Source organism: Iodidimonas sp. SYSU 1G8, from assembly GCF_039655775.1.
GTDB lineage: Bacteria > Pseudomonadota > Alphaproteobacteria > SMXS01 > SMXS01 > RI-34.
On record NZ_JBBYXJ010000001.1, the window covers coordinates 103427 to 127569 of the forward strand.

The 24143-nt window shown below is 64.8% G+C and carries 22 protein-coding genes and 1 pseudogene; 17 read left to right on the forward strand and 6 right to left on the reverse strand.

What is annotated here, in order from left to right:
• The first annotated feature begins 4 nt into the window (after nt 1-4).
• Both soxZ and soxA read left to right on the forward strand, forming a co-directional pair.
• The gene (soxZ, locus tag WJU17_RS00520) at nt 5-328 is read left to right on the forward strand and encodes a thiosulfate oxidation carrier complex protein SoxZ (RefSeq protein WP_346325393.1); all 324 of its coding nucleotides are present in this window, start codon (nt 5-7) and stop codon (nt 326-328) included.
• Nucleotides 325-1113, forward strand: coding sequence for a sulfur oxidation c-type cytochrome SoxA (soxA, locus tag WJU17_RS00525; protein WP_346325394.1), 789 nt, complete (start codon nt 325-327; stop codon nt 1111-1113). Before soxZ ends, soxA begins: the two co-directional genes overlap by 4 nt.
• Nucleotides 1114-1178: 65 nt before the next feature.
• On the opposite strand, the gene WJU17_RS00530 is transcribed toward soxA, so the two are convergent.
• Nucleotides 1179-2162 carry a calcium/sodium antiporter gene (locus WJU17_RS00530; protein ID WP_346325395.1) on the reverse strand — a complete coding sequence of 328 codons (984 nt, stop codon included), beginning with the start codon at nt 2160-2162 and terminating at the stop codon, nt 1179-1181.
• A 355-nt stretch (nt 2163-2517) separates the two neighbouring features.
• Between WJU17_RS00530 and WJU17_RS00535 the strand changes: the two genes are divergently transcribed.
• Nucleotides 2518-3426 carry a YihY/virulence factor BrkB family protein gene (locus tag WJU17_RS00535; RefSeq protein ID WP_346325396.1) on the forward strand — a complete coding sequence of 303 codons (909 nt, stop codon included), beginning with the start codon at nt 2518-2520 and terminating at the stop codon, nt 3424-3426.
• A 254-nt stretch (nt 3427-3680) separates the two neighbouring features.
• Nucleotides 3681-4301 carry a TIGR02281 family clan AA aspartic protease gene (locus WJU17_RS00540; protein WP_346325397.1) on the forward strand — a complete coding sequence of 207 codons (621 nt, stop codon included), beginning with the start codon at nt 3681-3683 and terminating at the stop codon, nt 4299-4301.
• A gap of 33 nt (nt 4302-4334) precedes the next feature.
• On the opposite strand, the gene WJU17_RS00545 is transcribed toward WJU17_RS00540, so the two are convergent.
• Nucleotides 4335-5141, reverse strand: coding sequence for a TlpA disulfide reductase family protein (locus WJU17_RS00545; RefSeq protein WP_346325398.1), 807 nt, complete (start codon nt 5139-5141; stop codon nt 4335-4337).
• Between the two features lie 232 nt (nt 5142-5373).
• On the opposite strand from WJU17_RS00545, the gene WJU17_RS00550 reads away from it, so the two are divergent.
• From WJU17_RS00550 to WJU17_RS00560, 3 genes are all read left to right on the forward strand, one after another.
• Nucleotides 5374-5802 (forward strand): DUF2231 domain-containing protein, encoded by a 429-nt coding sequence (locus tag WJU17_RS00550; RefSeq protein ID WP_346325399.1) that lies wholly within the window; start codon nt 5374-5376, stop codon nt 5800-5802.
• The gene (locus WJU17_RS00555) at nt 5802-7142 is read left to right on the forward strand and encodes a sorbosone dehydrogenase family protein (RefSeq protein WP_346327363.1); all 1341 of its coding nucleotides are present in this window, start codon (nt 5802-5804) and stop codon (nt 7140-7142) included. The genes WJU17_RS00550 and WJU17_RS00555 overlap by 1 nt, the downstream gene beginning before the upstream one ends.
• 142 nt (nt 7143-7284) lie before the next feature.
• On the forward strand, nt 7285-8001 hold the full coding sequence (locus WJU17_RS00560) for a DUF2786 domain-containing protein (RefSeq protein WP_346325400.1): 717 nt from the start codon (nt 7285-7287) through the stop codon (nt 7999-8001).
• 60 nt (nt 8002-8061) lie between these two features.
• On the opposite strand, the gene WJU17_RS00565 is transcribed toward WJU17_RS00560, so the two are convergent.
• Nucleotides 8062-8532, reverse strand: a complete 471-nt coding sequence (locus tag WJU17_RS00565) for a MucR family transcriptional regulator (RefSeq protein ID WP_346325401.1) — start codon at nt 8530-8532, stop codon at nt 8062-8064.
• A 324-nt stretch (nt 8533-8856) separates the two neighbouring features.
• Here WJU17_RS00565 and WJU17_RS00570 point away from each other — a divergent pair, with 324 nt between their 5' ends.
• Nucleotides 8857-9240, forward strand: coding sequence for a hypothetical protein (locus WJU17_RS00570; RefSeq protein WP_346325402.1), 384 nt, complete (start codon nt 8857-8859; stop codon nt 9238-9240).
• Nucleotides 9241-9250: 10 nt separating this feature from the next.
• Here the strand turns inward: WJU17_RS00570 and WJU17_RS00575 are convergent, their stop codons facing one another.
• Nucleotides 9251-9769, reverse strand: a complete 519-nt coding sequence (locus WJU17_RS00575; protein ID WP_346325403.1) for a hypothetical protein — start codon at nt 9767-9769, stop codon at nt 9251-9253.
• A gap of 1 nt (nt 9770) precedes the next feature.
• Nucleotides 9771-10529 carry a hypothetical protein gene (locus tag WJU17_RS00580; protein ID WP_346325404.1) on the reverse strand — a complete coding sequence of 253 codons (759 nt, stop codon included), beginning with the start codon at nt 10527-10529 and terminating at the stop codon, nt 9771-9773.
• 141 nt (nt 10530-10670) lie between these two features.
• On the opposite strand from WJU17_RS00580, the gene WJU17_RS00585 reads away from it, so the two are divergent.
• Nucleotides 10671-11153: a hypothetical protein gene (locus WJU17_RS00585; protein ID WP_346325405.1), complete on the forward strand. Its 483-nt coding sequence runs from the start codon at nt 10671-10673 to the stop codon at nt 11151-11153.
• Nucleotides 11154-11164: 11 nt separating this feature from the next.
• Here the strand turns inward: WJU17_RS00585 and WJU17_RS00590 are convergent, their stop codons facing one another.
• Nucleotides 11165-12295 (reverse strand): hypothetical protein, encoded by a 1131-nt coding sequence (locus WJU17_RS00590; protein ID WP_346325406.1) that lies wholly within the window; start codon nt 12293-12295, stop codon nt 11165-11167.
• Between the two features lie 110 nt (nt 12296-12405).
• Here WJU17_RS00590 and WJU17_RS00595 point away from each other — a divergent pair, with 110 nt between their 5' ends.
• From WJU17_RS00595 to WJU17_RS00630, 8 genes and pseudogenes are all read left to right on the forward strand, one after another.
• Nucleotides 12406-12969, forward strand: a complete 564-nt coding sequence (locus WJU17_RS00595) for an OmpA family protein (RefSeq protein WP_346325407.1) — start codon at nt 12406-12408, stop codon at nt 12967-12969.
• A gap of 98 nt (nt 12970-13067) precedes the next feature.
• Nucleotides 13068-14000, forward strand: coding sequence for a DUF808 domain-containing protein (locus tag WJU17_RS00600; RefSeq protein WP_346325408.1), 933 nt, complete (start codon nt 13068-13070; stop codon nt 13998-14000).
• Between the two features lie 47 nt (nt 14001-14047).
• Nucleotides 14048-14392, forward strand: coding sequence for a hypothetical protein (locus tag WJU17_RS00605; RefSeq protein WP_346325409.1), 345 nt, complete (start codon nt 14048-14050; stop codon nt 14390-14392).
• 65 nt (nt 14393-14457) lie between these two features.
• Nucleotides 14458-15705 (forward strand): TolC family protein, encoded by a 1248-nt coding sequence (locus tag WJU17_RS00610; RefSeq protein ID WP_346325410.1) that lies wholly within the window; start codon nt 14458-14460, stop codon nt 15703-15705.
• A gap of 1 nt (nt 15706) precedes the next feature.
• Nucleotides 15707-16957, forward strand: coding sequence for an efflux RND transporter periplasmic adaptor subunit (locus WJU17_RS00615; protein ID WP_346325411.1), 1251 nt, complete (start codon nt 15707-15709; stop codon nt 16955-16957).
• A gap of 22 nt (nt 16958-16979) precedes the next feature.
• A complete protein-coding gene (locus WJU17_RS00620; protein WP_346327364.1) occupies nt 16980-20114 on the forward strand; it encodes a CusA/CzcA family heavy metal efflux RND transporter in 3135 nt (1044 codons plus the stop codon).
• A 340-nt stretch (nt 20115-20454) separates the two neighbouring features.
• A complete protein-coding gene (locus WJU17_RS00625) occupies nt 20455-22104 on the forward strand; it encodes a ShlB/FhaC/HecB family hemolysin secretion/activation protein (RefSeq protein ID WP_346325412.1) in 1650 nt (549 codons plus the stop codon).
• Between the two features lie 190 nt (nt 22105-22294).
• A pseudogene (locus WJU17_RS00630) lies at nt 22295-24136 on the forward strand (filamentous hemagglutinin N-terminal domain-containing protein); the annotation flags it as partial.
• Nucleotides 24137-24143 lie beyond the last annotated feature (7 nt).

Here is a 24143-nt window from a genome sequence, read left to right on the forward strand (position 1 = left end):
GGCCATGAACACGATCCGCATCGCGGTACCGAAGACAGCCAAACGCGGCGAAATCATCGAGCTCAAGGCGCTGATCAGGCACCCAATGGAGAGCGGCTTCCGGCGCGGCGCGAGCGGCGAGGTGATCGCCCGCAACATCATCGTCGCCTTCGACTGTTTCTATAATGGTGAACGGGTCTTTGGCGCCAGGTTCTTTCCCGCGGTGTCGGCCAACCCGTTTCTCACCTTCCATACCGTGGCGACCGAGAGCGGCAGGCTGGAGTTCCGCTGGACCGACCAGCATGGCGCGGTGTTCTCGGACGGCGCGGAGCTGACGGTCGAGCCATGAGGCGCCGCTGTCTGGCGCTCGCTTTTCTTTTCCTCACGGCCTGCGGCGACGCCGAGCCCGGCCCCGACCGCGCCGATCTCGACCGCGATACCCTAGTGTCCGGCTACGCGTTCCTGACGCGCGAGACGCAGCGGGAGCAGGACGATGAATTCCTCAACCCCGGTTTCCTGTGGGTCGATCGCGGCGCCGGCCTGTTCAACAGCGCCGATGCGGTGCGCGCCAGCTGCGCCAGTTGTCACGGCGCCGGCGACAGACCGCTCGCCGGCGTCGCGGCGCGCTACCCCCGGATCGATGAGGAAACCGGCAAGCTGACCAACCTGGAGGGCCGGATCAATTTCTGCCGCATCCGCCATCAGGCCGCTGAGCCGCTTGCCCCCGAGAGCGAGGACCTGCTGGCGCTGTCCGCCTACGTGGCGAGCCTGTCGCGCGGCGTGCCGATCGGCATCGAGCCCGACGAGCGCCTTGCTCCCTATTATGCCAAGGGCCGCGACTACTTCTTCACCCGCCGCGGCCAGCTGAACCTGGCCTGCCATCACTGCCACGACCGCAACTGGGGCCGCGCCTTGCGCGGCGACACCATAAGCCAGGGACATGGCAACGGCTTTCCCGCCTACAGGCTCGAATGGCAGAGCCTGGGTTCGCTGCATCGCCGCTTCCGGGACTGCGACACGGGCGTGCGCGCGGCGCCCAGGCCGCTCCAGTCGGAAGATTATCTGGCGCTGGAACTCTACCTGGCCCAGCGCGCGTCAGGTCTGGCCGTTGAGACCCCCGCGATACGGCCTTAGCGAGCTGATCCACGACGGTCCAGGCTTTCGGCCACACCAGCCGGGACTCATGTCGGACCCGTGCGTCAGATCAGACCCGCGGTGTAGACCGTATAGGCGACATAGGTAGCGACGAGGACGGCGCCTTCTCTCCGGCTCAGCCGTCCTCCCGACCACGCGAACAGCATGATCAGCAACGAGGCGCCCAGCAACATCCAGAGGTCGAACGCCATGATGCTGGCCGGGATGTCGGTGGGTGCGACGGCGCCGGTGATGCCGCCGATGAACAGGATGTTGTAGATGTTGGAGCCGAGCACGTTGCCCAGCGCGATGTCCCCCGCCTTGCGGAAGGCGGCCATCGCCGACGTGACGAGTTCGGGAAGCGACGTCCCCACCGCCACGATCGTCAGCCCGATGACGGCGTCGCTCACGCCCAGCTGCTGCGCCATGGCGATGGCGCCGTCCACCAGAAGCGTGCCGCCGCCGACGATCAGGACCAGGCCCACGAGAAATAGCCCGATGGCGATCGCAAGACTGCCGCCGGGTTTGTCGTGCGGGACGAGGGCCGGATCGAAGTCCTCCATGGCTTGCGCGCGGTCATAGGCCGCGCTGTGGTCCGCGCCGGCCCGTTCCTGGCGATAGGCGTAATAAATGTATCCGGCCATCGCGATCAGAAACGCGATTCCGGCGCCGCGGGACAGGCCGATGGTCGCCCCGGCCGCGAGCAGCGCCACCACGGCGAGTGTGCCCACGCCGCCGTCGCGCCACAGCGCGCGGGTCTGAACGGCGATGGGGGCAATCAACGCGCTTGCTCCCAGAATCAGCAGGCCATTGGCGATGTTCGATCCGACAATATTGCCGATGGCGATGCCCGGTGAGCCTGCGAGGCTTGCCTGAACGCTGGCCGCGAGCTCGGGCATCGACGTGCCCATGCCGACCACCGTCAGGCCGATCAACATGGGCGAAAGCCGCAGTCTCTCGGCGATCCGGACGGCGCCGCGCACCAGGAGGTCACCTCCGGCGATCAGCAGGACGAGGCCGAGCAGCAGGAACAGCGATTCAGACATCATGATGGGGTAGAAGCCTTCGGGAAGAATTCATCTGTGGCCGCGTGCGTTGGCATGCTGGCGCAGGCTAAGGTGCGGACGCGGCCAGATCAATCGCCAAGGGCGCCCATCCCCTTCGCCCTCTCGTCCCACCGCAGTCGATGCCGGCCCGGTTCCAGGATTGAAAGAGGCTCGGCTGGACGCCGGGCGTCGAGTCAGGTCGACATGAAGAGCGGCCGGAACCATCATGCGAAGCGGTGAGGGTGGCCGGGAATGTTGGATCCTGTGGCTTCGGATCTATCTGGTCGCTGGTCAGGACCTCTGGTTCACCTGCAGGCGTTGGCAGAATTCATCGCGCGACGACGGAGGGCGGCCATACATGCAACGGACACAACGCTCGAGACGCACCGACGCCCCATTCGACATCCCCTTGACCGGCTGGAAATCCATCCTGCGTCGGCTCTACCAGGAGCTGTGGGACGACCGTGTTCTCCTGGCGGCGGCCGGCGTGACCTATTACGGTATCATGGCCCTGGTCCCCTCGCTGTCGGCGGTGGTCTCGATCTACGGTCTCTTCTTCGATGCGACCAGCGCGGCCGGGCACCTGCGGCATCTCGACTATGTCGTGCCAGGCGGCGCCATAGAAATCGCCCGCGAACAGGTTCTCCGGCTGGCCAGCGAGAAGAACGGTACACTGGGGACCGCGTTCGTGGTGTCGCTGGCGCTCGCTCTCTGGAGCGCCAATGCGGGGATGAAAGCGGTCTTCGAAGCCATGAACATCGCCTATGACCGCCCGGAAAAGCGGGGCTTTTTCAAACTGACCGCGATCACTCTGGCCTTCACCTTGGTCGGCATCGTGATCCTGCTCATGCTGGTCGGGGCGATCGTCGCCGTTCCGATCACAGTCCGCAATCTGGGCTTCGATGGTCCCTTCATGTGGGCGGTCGCGGCGGCGATCTACGCGGTGGCGCTGCTGTTGATCGCGATCGCCGTGACGGCGCTGTATCGATGGGGACCAAGCCGCCCGCGCGCCGGGATCCGGTGGATCGCTCCCGGCACCATCACCACCGTCGTGCTGGTGTCGATCCTGTCTGTCGGCTTCTCCTGGTACACCGCCAATTTCGGTTCGTATGACAAGATCTACGGCTCGCTCGGCGCCCTGATCGGCTTCATGAGCTGGATGTGGATGTCGATCGCGGTGCTGATCGTCGGCGGCGAACTCAACTCCGAGATCGAGCGGCACGCCAATGGCGCGGACGGCCGGGAGAACGACGAGCCGGCTGCCTGAAATCAACCGTCGGTCGCCATAATCGATATTATGCTTGCGGGCGATGGAATAGCGGATGTCTCCCGCCTACACGGTATAGGTCGCCGCCTTGTTCGCGCTGTCCTCGTCCATTCTGACTACGGTGACCTCGATTTCAGGCCGTTCAGGCATGCGACAGCAACAGGCTGCGGAAGGCGGTCAGAATCGACGCCGCGGGGAACATTCGGCGCGGGCTAATGGTTGATTACGGATCCTTGTTCCCTTCCGGAGGTTCAATGCCCGTCTCGATCAGCGCCGAATGGCAACAACTTTTGCTCTATGCGGCGGGTGCCGCGCTGCTGCTGATCGTGCTGTTCAACCTTCCGTACGTCGGGCGGTTTTTCCGGTTTCTGTTTTCCTTCGCGATCCTTGCCTTTTTCCTGTTCGTGCTGTTCCAGCAGGCGCCGTACGATCCAAACCTCTCGCGTGTCGTTACCAAACTGGGGCTCGACGACCAGCAGGTCGTCGGCGAGGAAGTGCGGATTCGAATGGCGCGGGATGGCCATTTCTGGGCGCAGGCGTCGGTGAATGGTGTCGAGCGGCGCATGCTGATCGACAGCGGCGCGACGGTGACCATGCTTTCGCGGAAGACGGCCGACCTCGCCAATGTCGATCTGGAAACCAACGTGCTCCCGGTGATCGTACAAACCGCGGCTGGCGCGGTGCAGGCCCGCACCAGCACCATCGACCGGCTTCAGCTCGGCAGCATCGAGGCGCGCAACCTCAAGATCGTCGTCTCAGCCGCCCTGGGCGAGGTCGACGTGATCGGCATGAACTTTCTGTCGCAGCTCGGTTCCTGGCGCGTCGAGGACCGCACGCTCTTTCTGGTGCCGCGGAACGGCGACGGCGCCGAGTGAGCCGGGGCGGGAGAGGGTATGTTTCAGTACCTCCTACCTTTCAGAAGATTTCAGTTCGCCAATGCCGGCGGTCAGCGCCGCGCGCGAGATCTCGCCCACGTGAACCCGCCGAATCTTGCCGTCGGCATCGATGAACAGGGTGGTCGGCAGCGCGGCGGAGCCGATCGCCTTGCCCAGCGCGCTGGTCGGGTCCAGCCGGACCGCGCCTGTCCGCAGCCCTTCCCGGGACAGGTATGACCGGATCGTCGATGCCGGCTCGCCCTGGTTGACAAGAAGAATGGGGACGGACGAGGTGCGGGCGACCTCGACGATCATGGGTATCTCCCGCCGGCAGGGCGGGCACCATGTGGCCCACAGGTTCACGACGAGGGGCGTGCCCTGCAGGGTCTCGAGCGGCATCGGTGCGCCGTTCAGGTTGGTCAGCACGATGCCCTGCGGCAACGGGCGCGGCTCGGGTGCGAGAAACTGGGTGGCGGCGAGGTGGACCAGCGCGAGCGCCGCGACAGCCCCGATCATCAGCGCCCCCGCCCGGCTGCGGCCCAGCATGACGGCGAGGGCCAGCGCGGCCGCCGCTACGCCGGCCCACGGCGAGAACCCGCCCTGCCACAGCGCGATCACCGACCATGGCTCGGCGCTGTAGGCCGCCGCGTTCGCCGTCACGAAACCGATCCGCGCCGCCAGGATGCCCGCAAGCAGCGCGATCCAGGTGGCCCTCGGCGCGCGTCTGTCCAGCCGCGTCGCACCGAGGGTTCCCAGGGCCAGGAAGGCCCACAGCAGCCCGATGGCGATGGCGCGGTCGCTGGCCATGGCGATGGGGCCGATCTGCAATATATCCGGCATGCGCCATTCACTTTCCGCTATCCGCTCGGCACTTGGCCTGACGGGTAAAACCCTGGGCACGGTTTGTCGATGCGCAAGGGCGGCGGTCGCGCCTCCACGGTCGTCATACCGGTTTACCGCTTTCTTGGAACCTTGTCGGCGGGGCGTGCGTTGCCGGTATGTAAGCCTGTCGCTTGCCGCGCCCAGAGCGAGAAGGGGTGCCTCGCCCATCGCCTAGACCGGGAGTTGATCCATGCATGCCACGATGGTCGGCCGACCTATCTTGCATCCCGTGCACGCCATTTTACTGGCATTTCCCGTCGCCCTGTTTCCCAGTGCGTTCATCGCCGACATCGCCTACCTGAATACCGCTGAAATCCAGTGGTCTAATTTTGCGGCTTGGGCGATCACCGGAGCGATGCTGTTTGGCGCCGCCGTCTTTATCTGGGAGATCGTGTCCCTGTTCTGGGGCAGGGCACGGCACGCCCGCAAGCCCGCGCTGGTGCTGTCGGCGCTTCTCGCGGTGATGCTGGTCGCCGGGCTGATCAACGCCCTTCAGCATAGCCGCGACGCGTGGAGTTCGGTCGGCGCGACCGGGCTGATCCTCTCGCTGCTGTGCACCCTGCTTGCCCTTGCGGCGGGTTGGATCGCCTATTCCGGCCCCAGGGAGATTGTCCAATGATGACCCGCTTATGCGCTGCCGCCGCCTTGGTCGTCGGGCTGGCCGCATGCGGCGACGATACCCGCGAGCTTGATCAGGCCGGACCCACCCCGACCTTGCCGGAGCGGTCCGAAACACTGCTGCCATCCATGACGATCGCGAAACCTGTCGGCTGGGATGGCGACCTGCCAACGGTACCCCAAGGCTTCCGGATCATGGCCATCGCCACCGATCTGAAGGTGCCGCGCCAGATTCTCGTCCTGCCCAACGGCGACATCCTGGTCGCCGAAGGCTCCGGCGGCAACGCGCCCAGCCTGCGGCCCAAGGACGTGATCGCCGGATACATCAAGAGCCTGGGGAAATCGGGCGTGGAAGGGGGCGATCGTATCACGCTCCTCCGCGACGAAGACGGCGACGGCATGCCCGATCTGCGGACCGTGTTCATCGACGATCTCAATGCGCCCTACGGGCTGGCCTTCGTCGATGGCAACCTTTACGTCGCCAATCAGGATGCCGTCCTCCGGTTTTCCTATCAGGAAGGGCAAACCAGTCTCTCCGGGCCGGGCGAGCTGGTGACCGAGCTGCCGTCCGCCATCAACCACCACTGGACGAAGGCCATGACCGCCAGTGCCGATGGTTCCCGGCTTTACGTTGGTATCGGCTCCAACAGCAATATCGGCGAGCGCGGCATGGAGGTCGAGGAACAGCGTGCCGTTATCTGGGAAATCGAGCGAACGACCGGCGCGCGCCTTACTTACGCCACGGGCATCCGCAATCCGACGGCGCTCGACATCAACCCCGTGACCGGGGCGCTGTGGACGGTGGTGAACGAAAGAGATGAATTGGGCGATCAGCTTGTTCCCGACTATCTGACCTCCGTTCAGCCGGGCGGATTCTATGGTTGGCCCTACAGCTACTGGGGTCAGCATGTGGACCCACGGGTGCGCCCGCAAAAACCGGACATGGTGCGCAAGGCGCTGACGCCCGACTATGCCCTCGGTTCGCATGTGGCGGCTCTAGGACTCTCCTTTGTTACCCAGGGCGGATTCGCCGGATACGAGGAAGGCGCCTTCGTCGGCGAGCACGGCAGCTGGAACAGGGATGACCTCGCGGGCTACAAGGTGGTCTGGGTACCGTTCGCTCAGGGCCGGCCGGCAGGGAAACCGCAGGACTTCGTGACCGGCTTTCTCGATGGCGACGGACAGGCCCGGGGACGCCCTGTAGGGGTCACCTTCGATCCCGGCACACGCGCGCTCCTGGTGGCGGATGACTTGTCCAACACGGTGTGGCGGGTCGTACCGGTTGCCGCGGCGAGTACGACGCAGGAAGAAGCCCCGGACTGGGAAGCCGACAACCGTTGAGCCATTCCGCGGGCTGGACGAATGCGGCCCGGTTGTATTTTGATCTGGCGGACTATGCGGTGATGGAGTCATACATCGGCGACCGGATGGCGGCCGAATACACCGTAACCGGCATGGTTGGGTAACCGGCAGGCCACAGGAATTGACCACCCACATCGACGGATCGGCCCTCGGCAAGCTCAGGCTTCGCATTCAGGCTCTACGGGCGAAAACCGTGGACAATGGGTGTACGGAGGACGAGGCGTTGGCGGCGGCGGCGAAAGTCGCCGAGTTGCTCGACCGCTACGATCTCGCCCTTACCGACGTCGAACTTCGTGAGGCCGCGTGCGAGCGGCTTGAATACGAGACGAACCGCAAGAAGCGGATACCGCTGGACGATTGTATCGGCGCGGTCGCCCACTTTTGTGATTGCAGGGTCTGGCGCGAGAAGAACCACGCCGGCCAGGCACGCTACGTCTTCTTCGGCCTGCGCTCGGACATCGAAGTGGCGCACTATCTGGCGGATCTCATCGACACCGCCGTGCGCACCGAACTGGGCCGTTACAAGACCACGCGGGCCTATCAGGCCCTCCGGCATCAGGAACGGTCCATGGCCAATACGTCATTTGCCCTGGGGATGGTCTCGTCCATCGCCGGGAAACTCGTGGCGATGAAGGCGGATCGCGATGACGTCAACCGGGGCGCCGGGCGCGATCTCGTACCGGTGAAATTCTCGATCATCGACGAAGAACTCGCCAGGTTGAATCTGGGTTTGCGCCAGCGTCCCGCGAGGACGCGAATGGTCTCGCCGGCGGCCTACGAGGCTGGCAATCTCGCGGGTGCGTCGCTGACCATCAACCCCGGTCTTCGAAAGACGTGACGGACGGGTCCGGCGCTGCCGGACCCGTCGTCCTATATCTGCCGAGGTAGCGGACGTCGCTTATTCGGCGGTCACTTTGCGCGGACGGCCGGCGCGCTTCTTGGTCGTATCGGGTACCCGGGTCCGTCCGAGGCCGATCTTGAGCGCCAGTTCCTTGCGCTGTGCCGCATAGGCTGGCGCGACCATGGGATAATCGGCGGGAAGGTTCCAGCGCGCGCGGTACTGCTCGGGCGACATGTCGTAGGCGGTCCGCAGATGCCGCTTCAGCATCTTCAGCTTCTTTCCGTCCTCGAGGCAGATGATGTATTCGGGGGTGATGGATTTGCGAATGGACACCGCCGGCACCAGTTCAGCCACCGGCGCGGCCTCCGTTTCATTTCCCAGCCCGTCCAGCGTCGCGTAGACCTGCTGGATCAGGTTCGGCAGATCTGCCGTCGATACACTGTTCTTGCTCAGATGGGCGGAGACGATATCGGTTGTCAGGGCGAGCAGACCCAGGCGATCCACTGATGTATCGGCGTCGGAAGTCATACGGTTCTCGTTCTTTTTCAAATGATGGGCTAGATGGCAGGCTATATATGAAGAAGGATGAGCGGATATTCAATTATTTTCAGTAATATAGTTTGGATCTGGTCATATATCCCGTCGAAAGGGCAATATTCGACGAAATGGATAGAATCGCCCTCGGATTCTTCAGCGTCGTACAGCCGGACGAGTGGCGAGTGTTGCATCCCGCTGCGCTCGTTTCTTTCGGCACGGGTGCCTACATGAACAGGAGCGGCCGGTGCGGACCGGCAGCGGTTTCAGGCCGGACCGAATATCTCGGAGCGTGGCGATGGAAAGGGTCGGAGCGATATGATGACTGCGGTGGCTGGGTTTCTCGTTGGCATGCTTGCGCAGGCACCGGCTCCATTTGTCGCTGACTCGGCCGCCGGCGCGCCCGGCCGGCTGCATATCGGAGACACCGGCATTCGCTGTGTCCGGATGCCCTGTCCCAGCCGCGGTGTCTATCAACCGGGTGAGAACGGACATGCGGTACGCGGCCAACTTCTCTACGCCGACCCTGACGGCGTGAAGGGGCCGCCGCCGATGATGGGCGACGAAAAACTTCTTATCGCCATCCGGGAGGCCTGGGACGACCACAGGTGCCTCGCCGTCGATGGACGCCTGATCGGTGGGGAAGATGATCGTCCGGTATTGCGTGTGGACCGGATCGCCGGAGCTTGCGGGCCGGAATGATGCCGGCGCGTCACTGGCCGAACAGGGTGCGCCACCAGCCGCGTTTGCTCCGCGCCGCCACGTCCTTGCCCTCTGGCGCGGCGGATCGGGCGCCATCCACGCCCTGCCGCCATGCATCGAGATAATCGCTGAACCGCGTGTCGTTGAGCTTACCGCCAAGACGGTAGGGCGGCGCATAAGAGAACTCGAAATTGTAGCGCCCGTCCGCTTCGACCCTGACTTGAACTGCGGACCAGGATTGCCTCCCCGGAGTGTGCACGGCGTCGGCCAGATCGGCGAATGCCTGCTTCGTCTCTGGTGACAGGCGAAAGGCGATCTTTTCCAGGGAAGCGCCAGGCCTGCGCGCCAGGGCGAAGGAGATACTGCTGCTGCGACCGCTATCGTGATCCAGTTCAAAGTCGACGAACAGATGAACCCATTCTCTGTCGCCCCAGCCGCCATCCGTCGTCCCGCTCACATCGCCCGCCACGGCGCGGACAATGGATGCCTGAATATCCGCTTGTGACTGTTTGTCGTGCGGGGCGGTCATGTCAGCGATCCACGAAGCCTTCGGCGGTGACGATCTTGCTGCGGAGGTCGTTGTTCGAGATTTTCTTCATGTCACCATGCACGGCGTCGGACAATTCGCGCATCTGTTCGGGGAATGGTGCCCGGACATAGGCTTCCTCGAGCCAGAGACCGGCGGTAATCAGCCGCAACTCGGCGGCCTCCTGACGTTCTTTGTCACCCTGTCGTTCCAGCGGATTACCCCGTAGCAGGGTCGTCGCCTGGCGCAGGATCGCCGCGTTTTCGTCTGGTGAGAGTTTTTTGCCGTTGGCGATTTCCCATGCCACGCCGAACATCAGCGCCGTGGCCCCGGCAACCGTATCTCGGGGAAGGCCGCGCGCCTCCAGCTCCCGTTTATAAACCTCGCTCGCCTTGCCTGACCTGACGAACTCTGCAGGGTCGGCGATGGCGAAGCGGATGGAAAAGTTGGTCGCCAGATTGTCCGCGAGCGCGGCCTCGACGCGTCCTCTGCGGCTGCTTGATGAGGAGTATGGAATACCGGCCCGGGGATCTTCAGCGCCGGCCGCCGCTATCGGCGCGTTCGCGGTCTCGCCGAAGCCTTCGGCGAACAAGCGGTCGATGGAGCTCGTGTCTACCACGGTCTCGGCGCTTTCCTGCGCGGCGCCCTCGGGTTCGGAACACGCGGCGAACGCCACCAGCATGAGCGGCAGGAGCGCCAGGCGCCTCGTCCCGCATGTCCTCATCCTGTTACGCATCTTCATCCGTTGCAGCGCCCATGCCATCAAGGGACCAAAACCCCATCTTACGAGAAGAAAAGGATAAATTATGTTTCATTACAAACAGATTGTTTCATAGGCCGTTCTGGAAGTGGAGCCCGGCGGGCACCATGTCCAGCACTGGGGGCGAGAAAAAAGGAGCGCCATATGCGCACTGTGATCCTTGCCTGTACGGCAATCTTGCTGATGGGGGGTGCATCGCCTGTCAGCGCGCAGATGGTCGATCTGCCGATCTGGAGTAACGGTATTCTCGGCCAGCAGGCGCTGAGGAATACGTACGAGAACTATAACGAGACTCACGGCGTGGACGACGGGTCCAGCGCCGCTTCTGCGGCGTGCTCCGCCGATGCGTTGCCGGCGGCCGAGCGAAAGCGCATGGAGGCCGAGTACGTGAAACGGGCGCGGAACGACGGCAAGGCCAGTGCCGATGCCTGGGTTCGCGAGCAGGGCAAGCGCTTTCGCCTCAAGCTTGTCGCCGATGGCGCCTGTCCGGCGCCCTCCGACAAAGGGCAAACCGCATCCGCCACCGAGGCGCCGGAGGGCAAGGAGGGGTGCCGGATGGAAATGAGGCCGATCGCGAATGTGAGCGGTGGCGGCATGAGCATGGCGCAGGTGCCGGTCTGCGACTGATCCGCGAGGTGTCATGAGCCCTTGCGCCCGGGCAGCGGGGGCAGGGCGACGGAGCCCCGTTCATCGCGAATGCCGCGAACGACCGCCAGATCCGATGCGGTATCCCGGGTCATGTCATAGCGCATGCTCACGGCCATATCGGTCCCGCACGGGCCTTCTCCGGCCTTATGCTCGCTGCAGGCCAGAACATAGGTGTGGATGACGTCGAGCCGCCGGGGATCGAGCTGGAGACTCCATGTCAGCGGATATTCGGGGACATGTCCTCCATGGGGATCGTCGGCCAGCGCCCGTTGGGCAATCTCGGCGAGCCGCCGATCCAGGGCGCTGGCCGAAATGTAGTGGGGATAGAGGCGCAGGGCCGCGGAGTCGGCGCGGACGTCTTCGGCCTTCAGCCCCACCAGGTAACTTACATCCTTCTGGCGCTTGGCGGACAAGCGGGCCTCGAAGGTCAGCGGCGACGGCGCCTCCGCAGGAACATTTCCGGAAGGCAACAAGATCCTCAGCGCCACGGAGCGGAGTTGAGGCGACGCCTGTGCGGGAAGCGCCTGGCGAAATGCCGCGATGCAGGGCGTCAGCCTGTCGAGCCCAGTCTGCTGCGCCTCGGCGTCCAGATCGAGTTCGATGACCGCCGTGAAGGCGGTCGTGATCGCGTCACTGTGCAGGCCCAGGACCGGAACGCCGCATTGGCGAAACCCCTGATCGAGTGCCTTCAGCTTGATCCCGGCGGCCACGCCGTTGACATAGGCGCGCTTGAGCCTCTCCTCGCAGGCGCTCGCCGGAGTGCAGTCGGCCGGGTCCCTGTCGATGCCAAAACGAATGCGCGTGACCGGATCTCCCTTGATCGCCAGCACGATGTCGTAGTGGTCCTTTTGAAGATGAGCATCCTGCAACTCCAGCTGGCCGGGATAGTTGACCTCCGCCAGCGCGAGCGCGGCCTTGATCGAGCCGTCGCGGTCGCCGCATCCCGACAATGCGCCCAGCGCGAGGCAGCCCATGCTCCAGCCGGCGAACCGCATCCATGCCCGCATTCCCTGCGTCCCTTTGCCTGCGATGGTCATCGTGAACAGGTAAGGTCGGTCGGCGTCTGTTTCACGCAATGACAGATGCGACGGGCGCGGTAAGGAGTCGTTGCGGTAGCGCAAATATAACGGAAGCGCACCCAGCGAACATGCGGCAGGCCTCAAAGATGCCCTAGATAAGCCCAAAAGTCAGGCAATGTCCCTGGTCACTAATAGTGGAGGAAGGGACAGACATGTCTGGTATCAAAGTCTTGTGCGGTGTGCTTGGCAGCGTGGTTCTGCTCGGTGGTTGTGCCACCAAGGAATATGTCAACGAACAGGTTGGCGCCGTGCAGACCCAGGTCTCTGCGCAGCAGCAACAGATTTCCGCCCTCGACGCCCGCACTACGGCGGTCGAGCAGGCCGCGCGGGACGCCTTGCAGCGCGCCAACGCGGCCCATCAGCTCGCGGAAGGCAAGTTCGCCTATTCGGTCGTGATGTCGGCGGATATCGGCCCGTTCAAGCTGGGCGGCTCCAGGCTGACCGACGAGTTCAAGGCCCAGCTCGGCGAGCTGGCGGGAAAGCTGAAGGCTGAAAATCGCAACGCCTTCCTCGAGATTCAGGGCTACACCGACGAATCGGGTAGCAGGGCTGGTAACTACCGCCTCGGTCTGGATCGTGCCGAGGCGGTTCGCCGCTACCTGAGCCAGCAGGGCGTCGCGTTGAACCGCATGTCGAGCATCTCCTATGGACAGGATGTCCAGACCTCCGGTAGCGCGCGGGAAAACCGCCGCGTCGTCGTCGTCGTCCTGGAGTAAAGCTCCCGTCTGGCGCCGCGCCGTGGCCGTCCCTATGATGAGACGTCGCGCCGTCTCCGGGCGACGTCTCCGGTCATCATCAGGAAAAGCGGTCAATCATGGCTTCTGGGTTCGCGGCGCTGCTGGATGACATCGCCGCGATCGCCAAGCTGGCCGCCGCTTCCGTCGATGACGTCGCGGGCGCGGCGGGCAAGGCCGGCTCCAAGGCCGTCGGCGTCGTCGTCGACGATACGGCGGTGACGCCGGGCTACGCGGTCGGCTTCACGCCCGATCGCGAATTGCCCATCGTCTGGAAGATCGCTCTGGGCTCCCTGCGCAACAAGCTCTTCTTCCTGCTCCCTGGCGCCATGGCGCTCAGCGCGTTCGCGCCGTGGGCGGTCACGCCCGTCTTGATGCTGGGCGGCACCTATCTCTGCTTCGAGGCCACCGAAAAGATCGTCGAGGCCCTGTCTCATCACGAAGACGGCCCCGCCCTCGACACTCTGGCGCTCAGTTCCGCCGAGCTTGAAAAGCAGAAGGTCGCGGGCGCCATCCGGACCGACCTCATTCTCTCGGCCGAAATCATGGCCATCGCCCTCGCGACCGTGGCCGACCGGCCATTGGCCATCCAGGCGGCGGCCCTCGCGGTGGTCGGAGTCATGCTGACCGCCGTCGTCTATGGCGTGGTCGGCCTCATCGTGAAGATGGACGATATCGGACTGCACTTCGCCCGGCGGTCCCAGCCCCTGGTGAAACGGGTCGGCCACGTCCTGCTCAAGGCCATGCCGCCGCTGCTCGACGGACTGACCATCGTCGGCACCGCCGCCATGCTCTGGGTCGGCGGCGGCATCATCGTCCATGGCCTCGCGTCCTTCCATCTCGACACCATTCCGGCCCTTGTCGAAAGCGCCTCTCACTGGGCCGGCGCGGTGCCGGCCGTCGGCGTGGTTACCGGCTGGCTCGCCTTCGCCGTCGGCTCGGCCCTTGTCGGCCTCGTGATCGGCGGCGCGATCGTCGCCGCTCTGCACCTGTGGAAGCGTCTGCGCGCCTAGCCAAGCTTTCGTTGCGCGCCGCGCGGCCGTTATGGCATGGTGCCGCCATGGCCCGTTCCATCGTGTTCGCCGTGGTATTCTCGCTGCTCGCCCTCCGCTTCATGGATGTGGCGGCGCACGATCCCATGCTCAGTCACGGTCACGTCCATAACGTCGAACTGGCGCATGCGGTCGGTCACCTCGACCATGCCGAAAAGCCGGCGGACAAACCGGATGCGGCCGACGACCTGCACGCCTCCCTCCATCACGCCACCCATCTCGCCGATCACATGCAGCGCGTCCAGGGCCTGAGCCTCGACGTCTCCCGCCTCGCGGACGGCGTGCCCATCGGCCGCAGCGTCCTGGCCCAGGGCCAGACGCCTGTTCCGCCGCGCCGTCCGCCTCTCGCCTGATCCTTTCCTGACCCCGTGACGCGCCGTTCCGCGGCGCTGTGTTCCGTTATGGAAAAGGATCATCCATGCGCGCGATTGTCGCGACATTGCTCGCCGGCTTGGCCGCCGGGCTTGCCTCTCCGGCCTGTGCCCAGCCCGCCCCGCCGCTACTCACCCTCGAGGACGCGGTCTCCCGCGCCCTCTCGGCCTCGCCGTTGCTGAACGCCCGCGACGCCGCCATTGCCGGTTCGCTGGCGTCCGTGGATCAGGCCGGCGTCAGGCCCAACCCTGAACTGACCGTCGAGATCGAGAACGTCACCGGCACCGGCCCATACGCCGACCTGGGCGCGGCGGAGACCACCCTCACATACGCCCAGCCGCTCGAGCGCGGCAGCAAGCGCCGTGCCCGCGTGGCGCTGGCCCGAAGCGACCGCGAGATCGCCGAGCTCGAGCGTCTCCGCGCCACCGCCGACATCGGCTTCGAGGTCCAGTCGGCCTGGGTCGACATCATGGCCGCTCAGGCCAGTGTCGCCGATGCTGAAGCGGCGCTGCGCCTGGCCGAGGACATGGCGGCCATCGTCCAGCGCCGCGTCAGGGCGGCGCGCGATCCGCTGGTCGCCGGTCTCAAGGCGGACAACAAGGTCGCTGATGCGCGCGCCCGTCTCGATCAGGCACGCCGGTCGCTGGCTGCTGCCCAGGACGTCCTGGCGGCGTTGATCGGCGGCGACAGCCCCGTTGTCTTGATCGATCCTGCCGTCTTCCGCCAAATGCCCGTGCCGGTGCCTGACGACGCCTCGCCCGATCTTTCGGTGGCGAAGGCGCGGATCGACCGGGCCGAGCGCGCCTATCTGGTCGAGAAGACCAGAGCGAAGCAGGACCCGACCATCGGCATCGGCCTGCGCCGGTTCGAGGATAGCGGCGATGTCGCCGGCCTCGTCTCGTTCTCCATGCCGCTCGCCTTCTTCGACCGGAACCGGGGCAATATCGACCGCGCCATGGCCGAGCGCCAGGAAGCGGAATGGACGCTCGCCGAGGCGCGCCGCACGCATCAGGCGGCCCTGCGCCGCGCCCTTGCCGAACGGGACTCGGCACGCGCCGAAGTGACGGTCCTGCGCGACGAGCTGATCCCGCGCGCGCAAGCCGCCGTCCGCAGCGCACGCGACGGTTATGACCGGGGCGCCTTCGCCTACCTGGAGGTCGCCGACACCCAGCAATCTCTGGTCGATCTCTCGTCCCGCGAAACCGCCGCTCTCAGGAATTTTCATCAGTCCCAGGCCCGCATCGATCGGCTAGCCGGGCGTTGGACCGCGCTGGACGCGGCGAAGGTGTACTGACATGTCTTCACGTTCACCCAAAACCATCGGTCTGGGCCTCGCCCTCATGCTCGCGCTCGCCGCCTGCGGCGACGGTGAAGCCGGCAAGGACCATGCGCATGGCGCCGAGACCGGCCATGCCGATGAGGCCGAACGGGGCCCCCACAACGGACGCCTCCTGCGAGATGGCGACTTTGCCCTCGAGGTGACCATTTTCGAGACCGGTGCCGAGCCCCGGTTCAGACTCTACGCGTACAAGGACGGCAAGCCCGTCGCGCCGTCCGGCGTCGGCGCGCTCATCGCCGTGTCGCGGCTCGGCGGCGACGTTGACCGGTTCCGGTTCCGTCCCGAAGACGGCTATCTGGCGGCGGACGGCACCGTCAAGGAGCCTCACTCCTTCGATGTGACGGTGACCGCGACCTATGCGGGCGAGCAGCATGCGTGGCGCTACGAGTCCTACGAAGGCCGTACGGTGATCGATGATGACATGGCTCGGCAATCGGGCATCGTCACGGAGAAAGCCGGACCGGCGTCCATCGCGACCACGGTCGAGATTCTCGGCCGCGTCGCGTTCGCGCCGGGTGCCGAGGCCAGCGTCAAGGCGCGCTTTCCCGGCAAAATCCTGTCATTGACCCGGCAGGCCGGCGACAGCGTCAAGGCCGGCGAGGTTCTCGCGCGCGTCGAAAGCAATGAAAGCCTACAGACCTACTCGGTCACGGCACCCATCGGCGGGCTCATCGTCGAGCGCGCCGCCACCGTCGGTGACATGGCGGGCGGCGACGCGCTCTACCGCATCGGCGATCCCGGTAGATTGGTAGCCGATTTCCACGTCTTCGACCGCGACATGGCGCGCATCCGTCCCGGCATGGAGGTGGACATCTCTCCGGTCAGCGGCGGATCCGCCGTCCGGTCGACAATCGCCAGCTTCCTGCCCGTGACCGACATTTCCAGCCAGTCCGTGCTCGCCCGCGCGCCTATCTCAGGTGAAGGACGCTGGATCCCTGGCATGTCCGTGCGCGGCCGGGTTATCGTCGAGGAAAGTCCGGTGCCGCTGGCGGTCCGCACCGCCGCGATCCAGCGCTTTCGCGATTTCGAAGTCGTGTTCGCCAGGGTCGGGAACACCTACGAGGTGCGCATGCTGGAGCTCGGCCGGCGCACGCCCGAATGGACCGAGGTGCTCGGCGGTCTCGCGCCGGGTCAGGACTACGTCACCGGGAACAGCTACCTGATCAAGGCGGACATCGAGAAATCGGGGGCCTCCCATGACCATTGATGCCGCTACGCCGCCCGCCGGCATCCTCGGCCGGATCGTCTTTCTGTCCATCGCCCATCGCTGGCTCGTGCTCGCTCTCGTGCTGGCCACGGCCATCCTGGGTGCCTGGAATTTTTCCCGCCTGCCCATCGACGCCGTGCCGGACATCACCAACGTCCAGGTCCAGATCAATACGGAAGCGCCCGGATATTCGCCGCTCGAGGCCGAGCAGCGCATCACCTACCCGGTGGAAACCGCCATCGCGGGTTTGCCCGGCCTCGATTACACCCGTTCAATCTCCCGCTATGGCCTTTCCCAGGTCACCGTGGTGTTCAAGGACGGCACCGACATCTATTTCGCCCGCCAGCTCGTCAACGAGCGGCTTCAGGCGGTGAAGGGTCAGCTCCCCGAGGGCATTGAGCCTGTCCCCGGGCCGATCACGACGGGTCTGGGCGAGATCTACATGTACACGGTCGAGCCAAGGGAGGGCGCGCGCAAGCCCGATGGAACGGAATGGACGTCGACGGATCTGCGGACCATTCAGGACTGGGTCGTGCGGCCGCAGCTTCGGAATATTCCCGGCGTGACGGAGATCAACACCATCGGTGGCTACAAGAAGGAATATCACGTCACGCCCTGGCCGGACCGGCTGGCGGCCTACGATCTCGCCGTGTCGGACGTGGTCAGCGCTCTCGAGCGCAACAACGCCAATGTGGGGGCGGGCTATATCGAGCGCAACGGCCAGCAGATCCTGATCCGCGTACCGGGGCAGGCATCGACCGAGGCCGAGCTGGGGGCAATGGTCGTCGCGCGCCGCGAGGGATATCCCATCCGCGTCTCCGACGTGGCCGATGTCGGCCTCGGGCGGGAGCTTAGGACCGGCGCGGCGACGGAAGATGGCCGTGAAGTGGTCCTCGGCACGGTCTTCATGCTGGTGGGCGAGAACAGTCGGGAAGTTGCCCGCGCGGTCGCGGCCCGAATCGAGATCGTCAATGGCAGCCTGCCCGCCGGGTTGGTCGCAAAGCCGGTCTACGACCGCACGACCTTGGTCGACAGGACCATCGCGACCGTCCAGAAAAACCTCCTCGAAGGAGCGGTGCTGGTCATCGTCATCCTGTTCCTGATGTTGGGCAACATCCGCGCCGCGCTCATCACGGCTGCCATTATCCCGCTCTCCATGCTGCTCGCGGTGACCGGCATGGTGCAGCAGCGCGTCTCGGGCAATCTGATGAGCCTGGGGGCACTGGATTTCGGCCTGATCGTCGATGGCGCGGTCATCATCGTCGAGAACTGCCTGCGCCGTTTCGGCGAGGAACAGCGCCGTCTCGGCCGGTTGCTGAGCGATGCGGAACGGCATCGTCTCGCGGCGGAGGCGACGGCCGAGGTCGCCAGGCCCAGCCTGTTCGGCATCTTTATCATCACTGTCGTCTACATTCCCGTTTTCACCCTGACCGGCGTGGAGGGGAAGATGTTCCACCCCATGGCCTTCACCGTCGTCGCCGCGCTGCTCGCGGCCATGGTGCTGTCGCTGACCTTCGTGCCCGCGGCCATCGCCCTGTTCGTCCGGGGCCGTGTCGCCGAAACCGAAAGCCGGGTGATGCGCGGCGCGGGAAGGGGATATCGTCCGCTCCTCGACTTCGCCCTTGCTCGCCGCTCCGTCGTGGTGGGGGCGGCGGTGGTACTGGTTGCCGTCAGCGCCTTCGCCGCCTCGCGTCTCGGCTCGGAATTCCTGCCCAATCTGGACGAGGGTGATGTGGCCCTGCATGCCTTGCGCATTCCCGGCACGGGTCTCGATCAGGCGATCGGTATGCAGGCCACCCTCGAGCGGCGCCTGAAGGAGTTTCCCGAGGTCGCGTTCAGCTTCGCCAAGATCGGGACCGCCGAGGTGGCGACCGACCCCATGCCGCCCAGTGTGGCGGACACCTTTGTCATTCTGAAGGACCGGGCCGACTGGCCTGATCCGCGTAAACCTCGGGATGTGCTGGTGGCCGAGATGGAAAAGGCCGTGCTCGCCGTGCCGGGTAACAATTACGAGTTCACCCAGCCCATCCAGATGCGCTTCAACGAACTCATCGCGGGGGTTCGTTCCGATCTGGCCGTGAAGGTGTACGGCGACGATCTCGGCCAGCTCGTCGAGATCGGCGAGCGCATCGAGGCGCTCGTCTCGGCCGTGCCAGGGGCGCGTGACACCAGGACCGAACAGGTGACCGGCCTGCCCATGCTGCAGATCCTGCCGGACCGTGAGGCGCTCGCGCGATACGGCCTGGACATCCAGGATGTCCAGCGCGTGGTCGGCACGGCGCTCGGCGGCACGGTGACGGGACAGATGTTCGAGGGAGACAGGCGTTTCGATATCGTCGTCCGTCTGCCCGAAGCCATCAGGACGGACATGGACCGGATCGCACGGTTGCCCGTATCCCTGCCGGCCAGCCGGCCCGGCGGGGGACCAGGCTTCGTGCCTTTGTCCGAAGTGGCCACCATTGGCCTTATCGAGGGACCCAACCAGATCAGCCGCGAGAACGGCAAGCGGAGGATCGTCGTGACCGCCAATGTCCGCGACCGTGACCTCGGTTCCTTCGTCGAGGATGTTCGCGACAAGGTCGGGCAGGGCCTGACTCTGCCGCCCGGGTACTGGGTGGATTACGGCGGTACGTTCGAACAGTTGATCTCGGCCTCCCAGCGTCTGCAACTCGTGGTCCCACTCTCCCTGGCGCTGATCTTCGGGATGCTGTTCCTGCTGTTTGGTTCGGTGCGGGATGCGGCCGTGGTGTTTTCGGGCGTGCCGCTGGCACTGACGGGCGGTGTGGCGGCGCTCTGGCTTCGCGACCTGCCTTTGTCCATATCGGCGGGCGTTGGCTTCATCGCCCTGTCGGGCGTCGCCGTTCTCAACGGAGTCGTGATGATCTCGTTCATCCGCAAGTTGCGGGACGACGGGCTCGGGATCGACGACGCCATCAGGAAGGGCGCGCTCACGCGGCTGCGTCCGGTGCTGATGACCGCCCTGGTCGCCAGCCTCGGCTTCATCCCCATGGCATTCAATGTAGGGGCCGGCAGCGAGGTGCAGCGGCCGCTGGCAACCGTGGTGATCGGCGGCATCGTGTCGTCCACCATCCTCACCTTGCTGGTCCTGCCCGCTCTTTACAGCCTGACGTACCGGAGGCGGTTGCACACCCGTTGAACCAGCAGCCGGAGAGTCCTTGTCCAGCGGCGCTGCCCAGGGACTCTCCAGACCTGAGGTTATTCTTCACCCTCGCCTGAAGGCGGCATTCGGAAATATATATCTAATTTTAAGTAAACTTGAAATTATTAGAGGGATGTAATAATTCCTATGGTTTCCGCCATATTCCCCTAGATAAAGCATTTATTGAAGTTAATCCGAAATTATTCATAAAATAAAACGTATTTAAATACTTGGTTGTGGTATTGAGGAATACGGGTCGGCTTATGCTTTTTAAAAATAGAAAAAGGGCCGGCGGCGATAAATATTTTTGAGGATTTCCATGTTTGATAAGGCGTTAATGGCGGCCATCTTTGTGATGGCGAGCCAGTCGGCGGTCGCCCAGCAGCTTCCCAGCGCGGGCAGCCAGTTCCAGCAGATTCCGCAACCTCTCTCCCGCGAAAAACTGATCCCCGAACTTCGGATCGATCGCGACGAACTGACGCCGCCGGCGGACACCGGAGGCGCGGAAATCAGGGTGAACGCCCTTCGCGTCAGCGGCGCGACACGCTTTTCCGAAGCGGAGCTGATCGTGGCCACCGGCTTCACCGCCGCGCGGGATATGAGCCTGTCCGACTTACGGGTCCTCGCCGGCGCGATCACGGCCTACTACAATGAGCGCGGCTACTTCGTGGCCCAGGCCTACATCCCCGCCCAGGATATTGGATCGGGCACCGTCACCATCGCCGTGATCGAAGGTCAGTACGGCGCTATTACCCTCGACAATCAGAGCAACCTCTCCGACAGCACCGCCCGCAGTGCGATGCCATCGGTGAAAACCGGCGACATCGTCGCCGCGGCTCCGCTCGAGCGCGGCTTGCTGCTGCTCTCCGACATTCCCGGCGTGCGGGTCAAATCGACCCTGTCGCCCGGTTCCCTCGTTGGAACGTCCGACCTGACCGTCGGGCTGACCCCGGGCCGCCTCGTCACCGGCAGCATCGAGGCCGACAATGCCGGCAGCCGCTACACCGGTAACGAACGCATCGGCGGCTTGGTCAGCCTGAACAACCCGCTGGGTTGGGGCGATGTCGCAAGTTTCCGCGTCCTGACCTCCGGCGATGGGCTGCGCTTCTTTCGAGGCTCGTATCAGGGCCGCGTCGGGAACGTGACGGTCGGTGTTGCCTATGGCAACCTTCACTACGAACTGGGTAAGGAATTCAAGCCGCTGGACGCCCGCGGCTCCGCCGATGTGTTCAGCCTCTATGCCAGCTATCCGCTGATCCGATCCTACGATCACAATCTCCACATCGTCGGCAGCGCCGACGCCAAATCGTTCCGTGACAAGGTCGGTCCTTTGCCGCTTGTCTCGGACAAGCGAGTCCAAGTCGTAATGATCGGCCTCAACGGCGATCTCCAGGACGGCTTTCTCGGCGGCGGCGCGACCTATTATGCGGTGAACGTGTTCCTGGGCCATCTGGACATCAGGACGCCCGCCGTGCTGGCCATCGACCAGCTGACCGCCCGGGCCGATGGCCAGTATTACAAGCTGGCCTTCAACCTCGCGCGTTCCCAGAACGTCGCCGGTCCGCTGTCGCTCTACGCGTCGGTGCGGGGCCAGATCGCCTCGAAGAATCTGGACAGTTCGGAAAAGATGGAATTGGGCGGCGCCTACGCCGTGCGAGCCTATCCTGAAGGCGAGGGCTACGGAGACGAAGGTTTCGTTGCCACCATCGAGGCACGCGTGCTCCTGCCCCGGTTCTGGGACGGCATGCCGGGGCAGATGCAGCTTGCCCTCTTCGCCGATACGGGCCGGGTTACCATCGATCATACGCCCTGGTTCGTCGGCGACAATCACCGAAGCCTGAGCACGGCCGGTATCGGCTTCACCTGGGCAGCCGACGACAATTTCGTCCTGCGGGCATCCTATGCCCACCGGATCGGTGGCGAACCAGCCCTGTCGGCCCCGGATAAGTCCGACCGCGTGTGGATTCACCTCGCCAAGTTCTTCTGACGACCGCGCCCGGCCTCTTGGGCGCCCCGCTTCTATTTGCAGGACATTTTTGATGAATAGCCTCTTCGGAACGATCGACCCCGAACAGCCGGTGGCCTCCATCGCCGCGCCTGTCGGGCCGCACAGCAAACGATCGCTTTACCTCTCGACCGCACTGGTCGGATGCGCCGGTCTCGCCGGTTCGCTGGTCATGCTGCTCGGCTCCTCCGCCTTTGCCTTGCCGTCGGGCGGCAATGTGGCCGCTGGCGCCGCCACCATTGTCGGGGGGCCCGGCACCGTCACCGTGCAGCAGTCGAGCCAGAACGCGGTGATCAACTGGCAGAGTTTCAGCATCGCCCGGGGCGAAGCCGTGGTGTTCGCCCAGCCGGGCAGCACTTCGGTGGCGCTCAACCGTGTCACCGGCGCGGACCCGTCGACCATCATGGGGAACCTGTCAGCCAACGGCAAAGTCTTCCTCATCAACCCCAACGGCGTGCTGTTCGGCATCGGGGCGCAGGTCGATGTCGGCGGGCTGGTGGCCTCCACGCTCGATATCAGCGACGCCGATTTCATGGCCGGACGCCATGAGTTCTCCGGCAAGGGCGGCACCGTGCGCAATGAGGGCGTGATCAATGCCGATGGTGGCTACGTCGCGCTGCTGGGCTCCACCGTAACGAACGAAGGCCTGATCGTCGCGAAACTGGGCACCGTCGCGCTCGTCGCGGGTGAGGCGGTCACTCTCGACGTCGCCGCGAACGGGCTGCTCAACGTCACGGTGGACAAGGGCGCCGTCAACGCGCTGATCGAGAATGGCGGCATTATCCGCGCCGATGGCGGCAAGGTCATCATGACCGCGCAGGCCGCTGGCCAGTTGCTCAAGACGGTGGTCAACAACACCGGCATCGTCCAGGCGCGCAGCATCGGCACCCGCAACGGCACCATCCTGCTGCTTGGCGGCATGGACGATGGCGTCATGAACGTCAGCGGCACCCTCGATGCCAGCGCGCCGGACGGCGGCAATGGCGGCTTCATCGAGACCTCGGCGGCAAATGTCGTGATCGCCGATGATGTGACGGTGACGACCTTGGCGCCGGATGGCGTGACAGGCACCTGGCTGATCGACCCGCAGGATTTCACCGTTGGCCTTGGCGGCAACATCACGGGCGCCGTGCTGTCGACCCTCCTGAACACCAACAGCGTCGTCATCAGCACCGTGCCGGGTGGCGATGTTGTCGTTCCGGGAACGCCGGACACGACGAACCTCAACACCAACATTTCCGGCAATGGCGATATTCACATCAACCAGGCGATCGCATGGACGGGCGGCGCCAATACCACCACCCTGACCCTGAACGCCGAGCGCGACGTCAACGTCAATGCCGCGATCACGGCCACCAACGGCAATCTGGTGATCTGCTGCGGGCGTGACGTTAACGTGAACGCCGCCATCACCACGACCAATGGCAGCGTGCTCATCAATGCCGGGAACGACATCAACCTGAACGCCACGGCGGCGCTGACCACTACTGATGGCAACGTCATGCTGTGCGCGGGCGCCGATCTGAACATTGCGGGCGCCATCGTCCTGACGCGCGGCGCCGCCATAACGTCGCAAAGTCTCGGTCTTCCACAAGGTCTCGTGCTGACCGCGGGCTACAAGGCGGGCAAGCCTGGCGCGGAAGGCGGCACGGTGATTTTCGCGCCGCTCAGCCCGGCCGTTGTCGTCACCGGGCCCAACGCGCCCGTCACCATCAACTACAATCCGGCGTCCTACACCGCGCCGACGGTCTATTCCGGCAACTTCACGCTCAGCTCCGGCGCGACATTGACCCAGCGCATGCTTGTCTTCCCGGATGGCGACAAGATATTCGACGGCACGACCGCAACGACCCTGAGCTCGTTCAAGGGAACCGAGATCACCGGGTTGCCGACGGGCGTGACGCTGGTCGCTGGACCGGGCGCCACGGCAGTTTTCGATACAGCCGAGGCAGGGACCGATATCGGCATTACTTATAGTGGCTACACCCTGGCGGGCGACGGCGCCGACAACTACACGCTGG

Bases quoted from the DNA above. Each gene is read 5' to 3' on its own strand.
- WJU17_RS00550 (WP_346325399.1), top strand. From the start codon at position 5,374: ATGCATGCCACGATGGTCGGCCGACCTATCTTGCATCCCGTGCACGCC.
- WJU17_RS00530 (WP_346325395.1), bottom strand. From the start codon at position 2,162: ATGATGTCTGAATCGCTGTTCCTGCTGCTCGGCCTCGTCCTGCTGATC.
- WJU17_RS00555 (WP_346327363.1), top strand. From the start codon at position 5,802: ATGACCCGCTTATGCGCTGCCGCCGCCTTGGTCGTCGGGCTGGCCGCA.
- soxZ (WP_346325393.1), top strand. From the start codon at position 5: ATGAACACGATCCGCATCGCGGTACCGAAGACAGCCAAACGCGGCGAA.
- WJU17_RS00585 (WP_346325405.1), top strand. From the start codon at position 10,671: ATGCGCACTGTGATCCTTGCCTGTACGGCAATCTTGCTGATGGGGGGT.
- soxA (WP_346325394.1), top strand. From the start codon at position 325: ATGAGGCGCCGCTGTCTGGCGCTCGCTTTTCTTTTCCTCACGGCCTGC.
- WJU17_RS00545 (WP_346325398.1), bottom strand. From the start codon at position 5,141: ATGCCGGATATATTGCAGATCGGCCCCATCGCCATGGCCAGCGACCGC.
- WJU17_RS00600 (WP_346325408.1), top strand. From the start codon at position 13,068: ATGGCTTCTGGGTTCGCGGCGCTGCTGGATGACATCGCCGCGATCGCC.
- WJU17_RS00580 (WP_346325404.1), bottom strand. From the start codon at position 10,529: ATGGCATGGGCGCTGCAACGGATGAAGATGCGTAACAGGATGAGGACA.
- WJU17_RS00615 (WP_346325411.1), top strand. From the start codon at position 15,707: ATGTCTTCACGTTCACCCAAAACCATCGGTCTGGGCCTCGCCCTCATG.
- WJU17_RS00575 (WP_346325403.1), bottom strand. From the start codon at position 9,769: ATGACCGCCCCGCACGACAAACAGTCACAAGCGGATATTCAGGCATCC.
- WJU17_RS00625 (WP_346325412.1), top strand. From the start codon at position 20,455: ATGGCGGCCATCTTTGTGATGGCGAGCCAGTCGGCGGTCGCCCAGCAG.
- WJU17_RS00605 (WP_346325409.1), top strand. From the start codon at position 14,048: ATGGCCCGTTCCATCGTGTTCGCCGTGGTATTCTCGCTGCTCGCCCTC.
- WJU17_RS00540 (WP_346325397.1), top strand. From the start codon at position 3,681: ATGCCCGTCTCGATCAGCGCCGAATGGCAACAACTTTTGCTCTATGCG.
- WJU17_RS00570 (WP_346325402.1), top strand. From the start codon at position 8,857: ATGATGACTGCGGTGGCTGGGTTTCTCGTTGGCATGCTTGCGCAGGCA.
- WJU17_RS00565 (WP_346325401.1), bottom strand. From the start codon at position 8,532: ATGACTTCCGACGCCGATACATCAGTGGATCGCCTGGGTCTGCTCGCC.
- WJU17_RS00595 (WP_346325407.1), top strand. From the start codon at position 12,406: ATGTCTGGTATCAAAGTCTTGTGCGGTGTGCTTGGCAGCGTGGTTCTG.
- WJU17_RS00610 (WP_346325410.1), top strand. From the start codon at position 14,458: ATGCGCGCGATTGTCGCGACATTGCTCGCCGGCTTGGCCGCCGGGCTT.
- WJU17_RS00535 (WP_346325396.1), top strand. From the start codon at position 2,518: ATGCAACGGACACAACGCTCGAGACGCACCGACGCCCCATTCGACATC.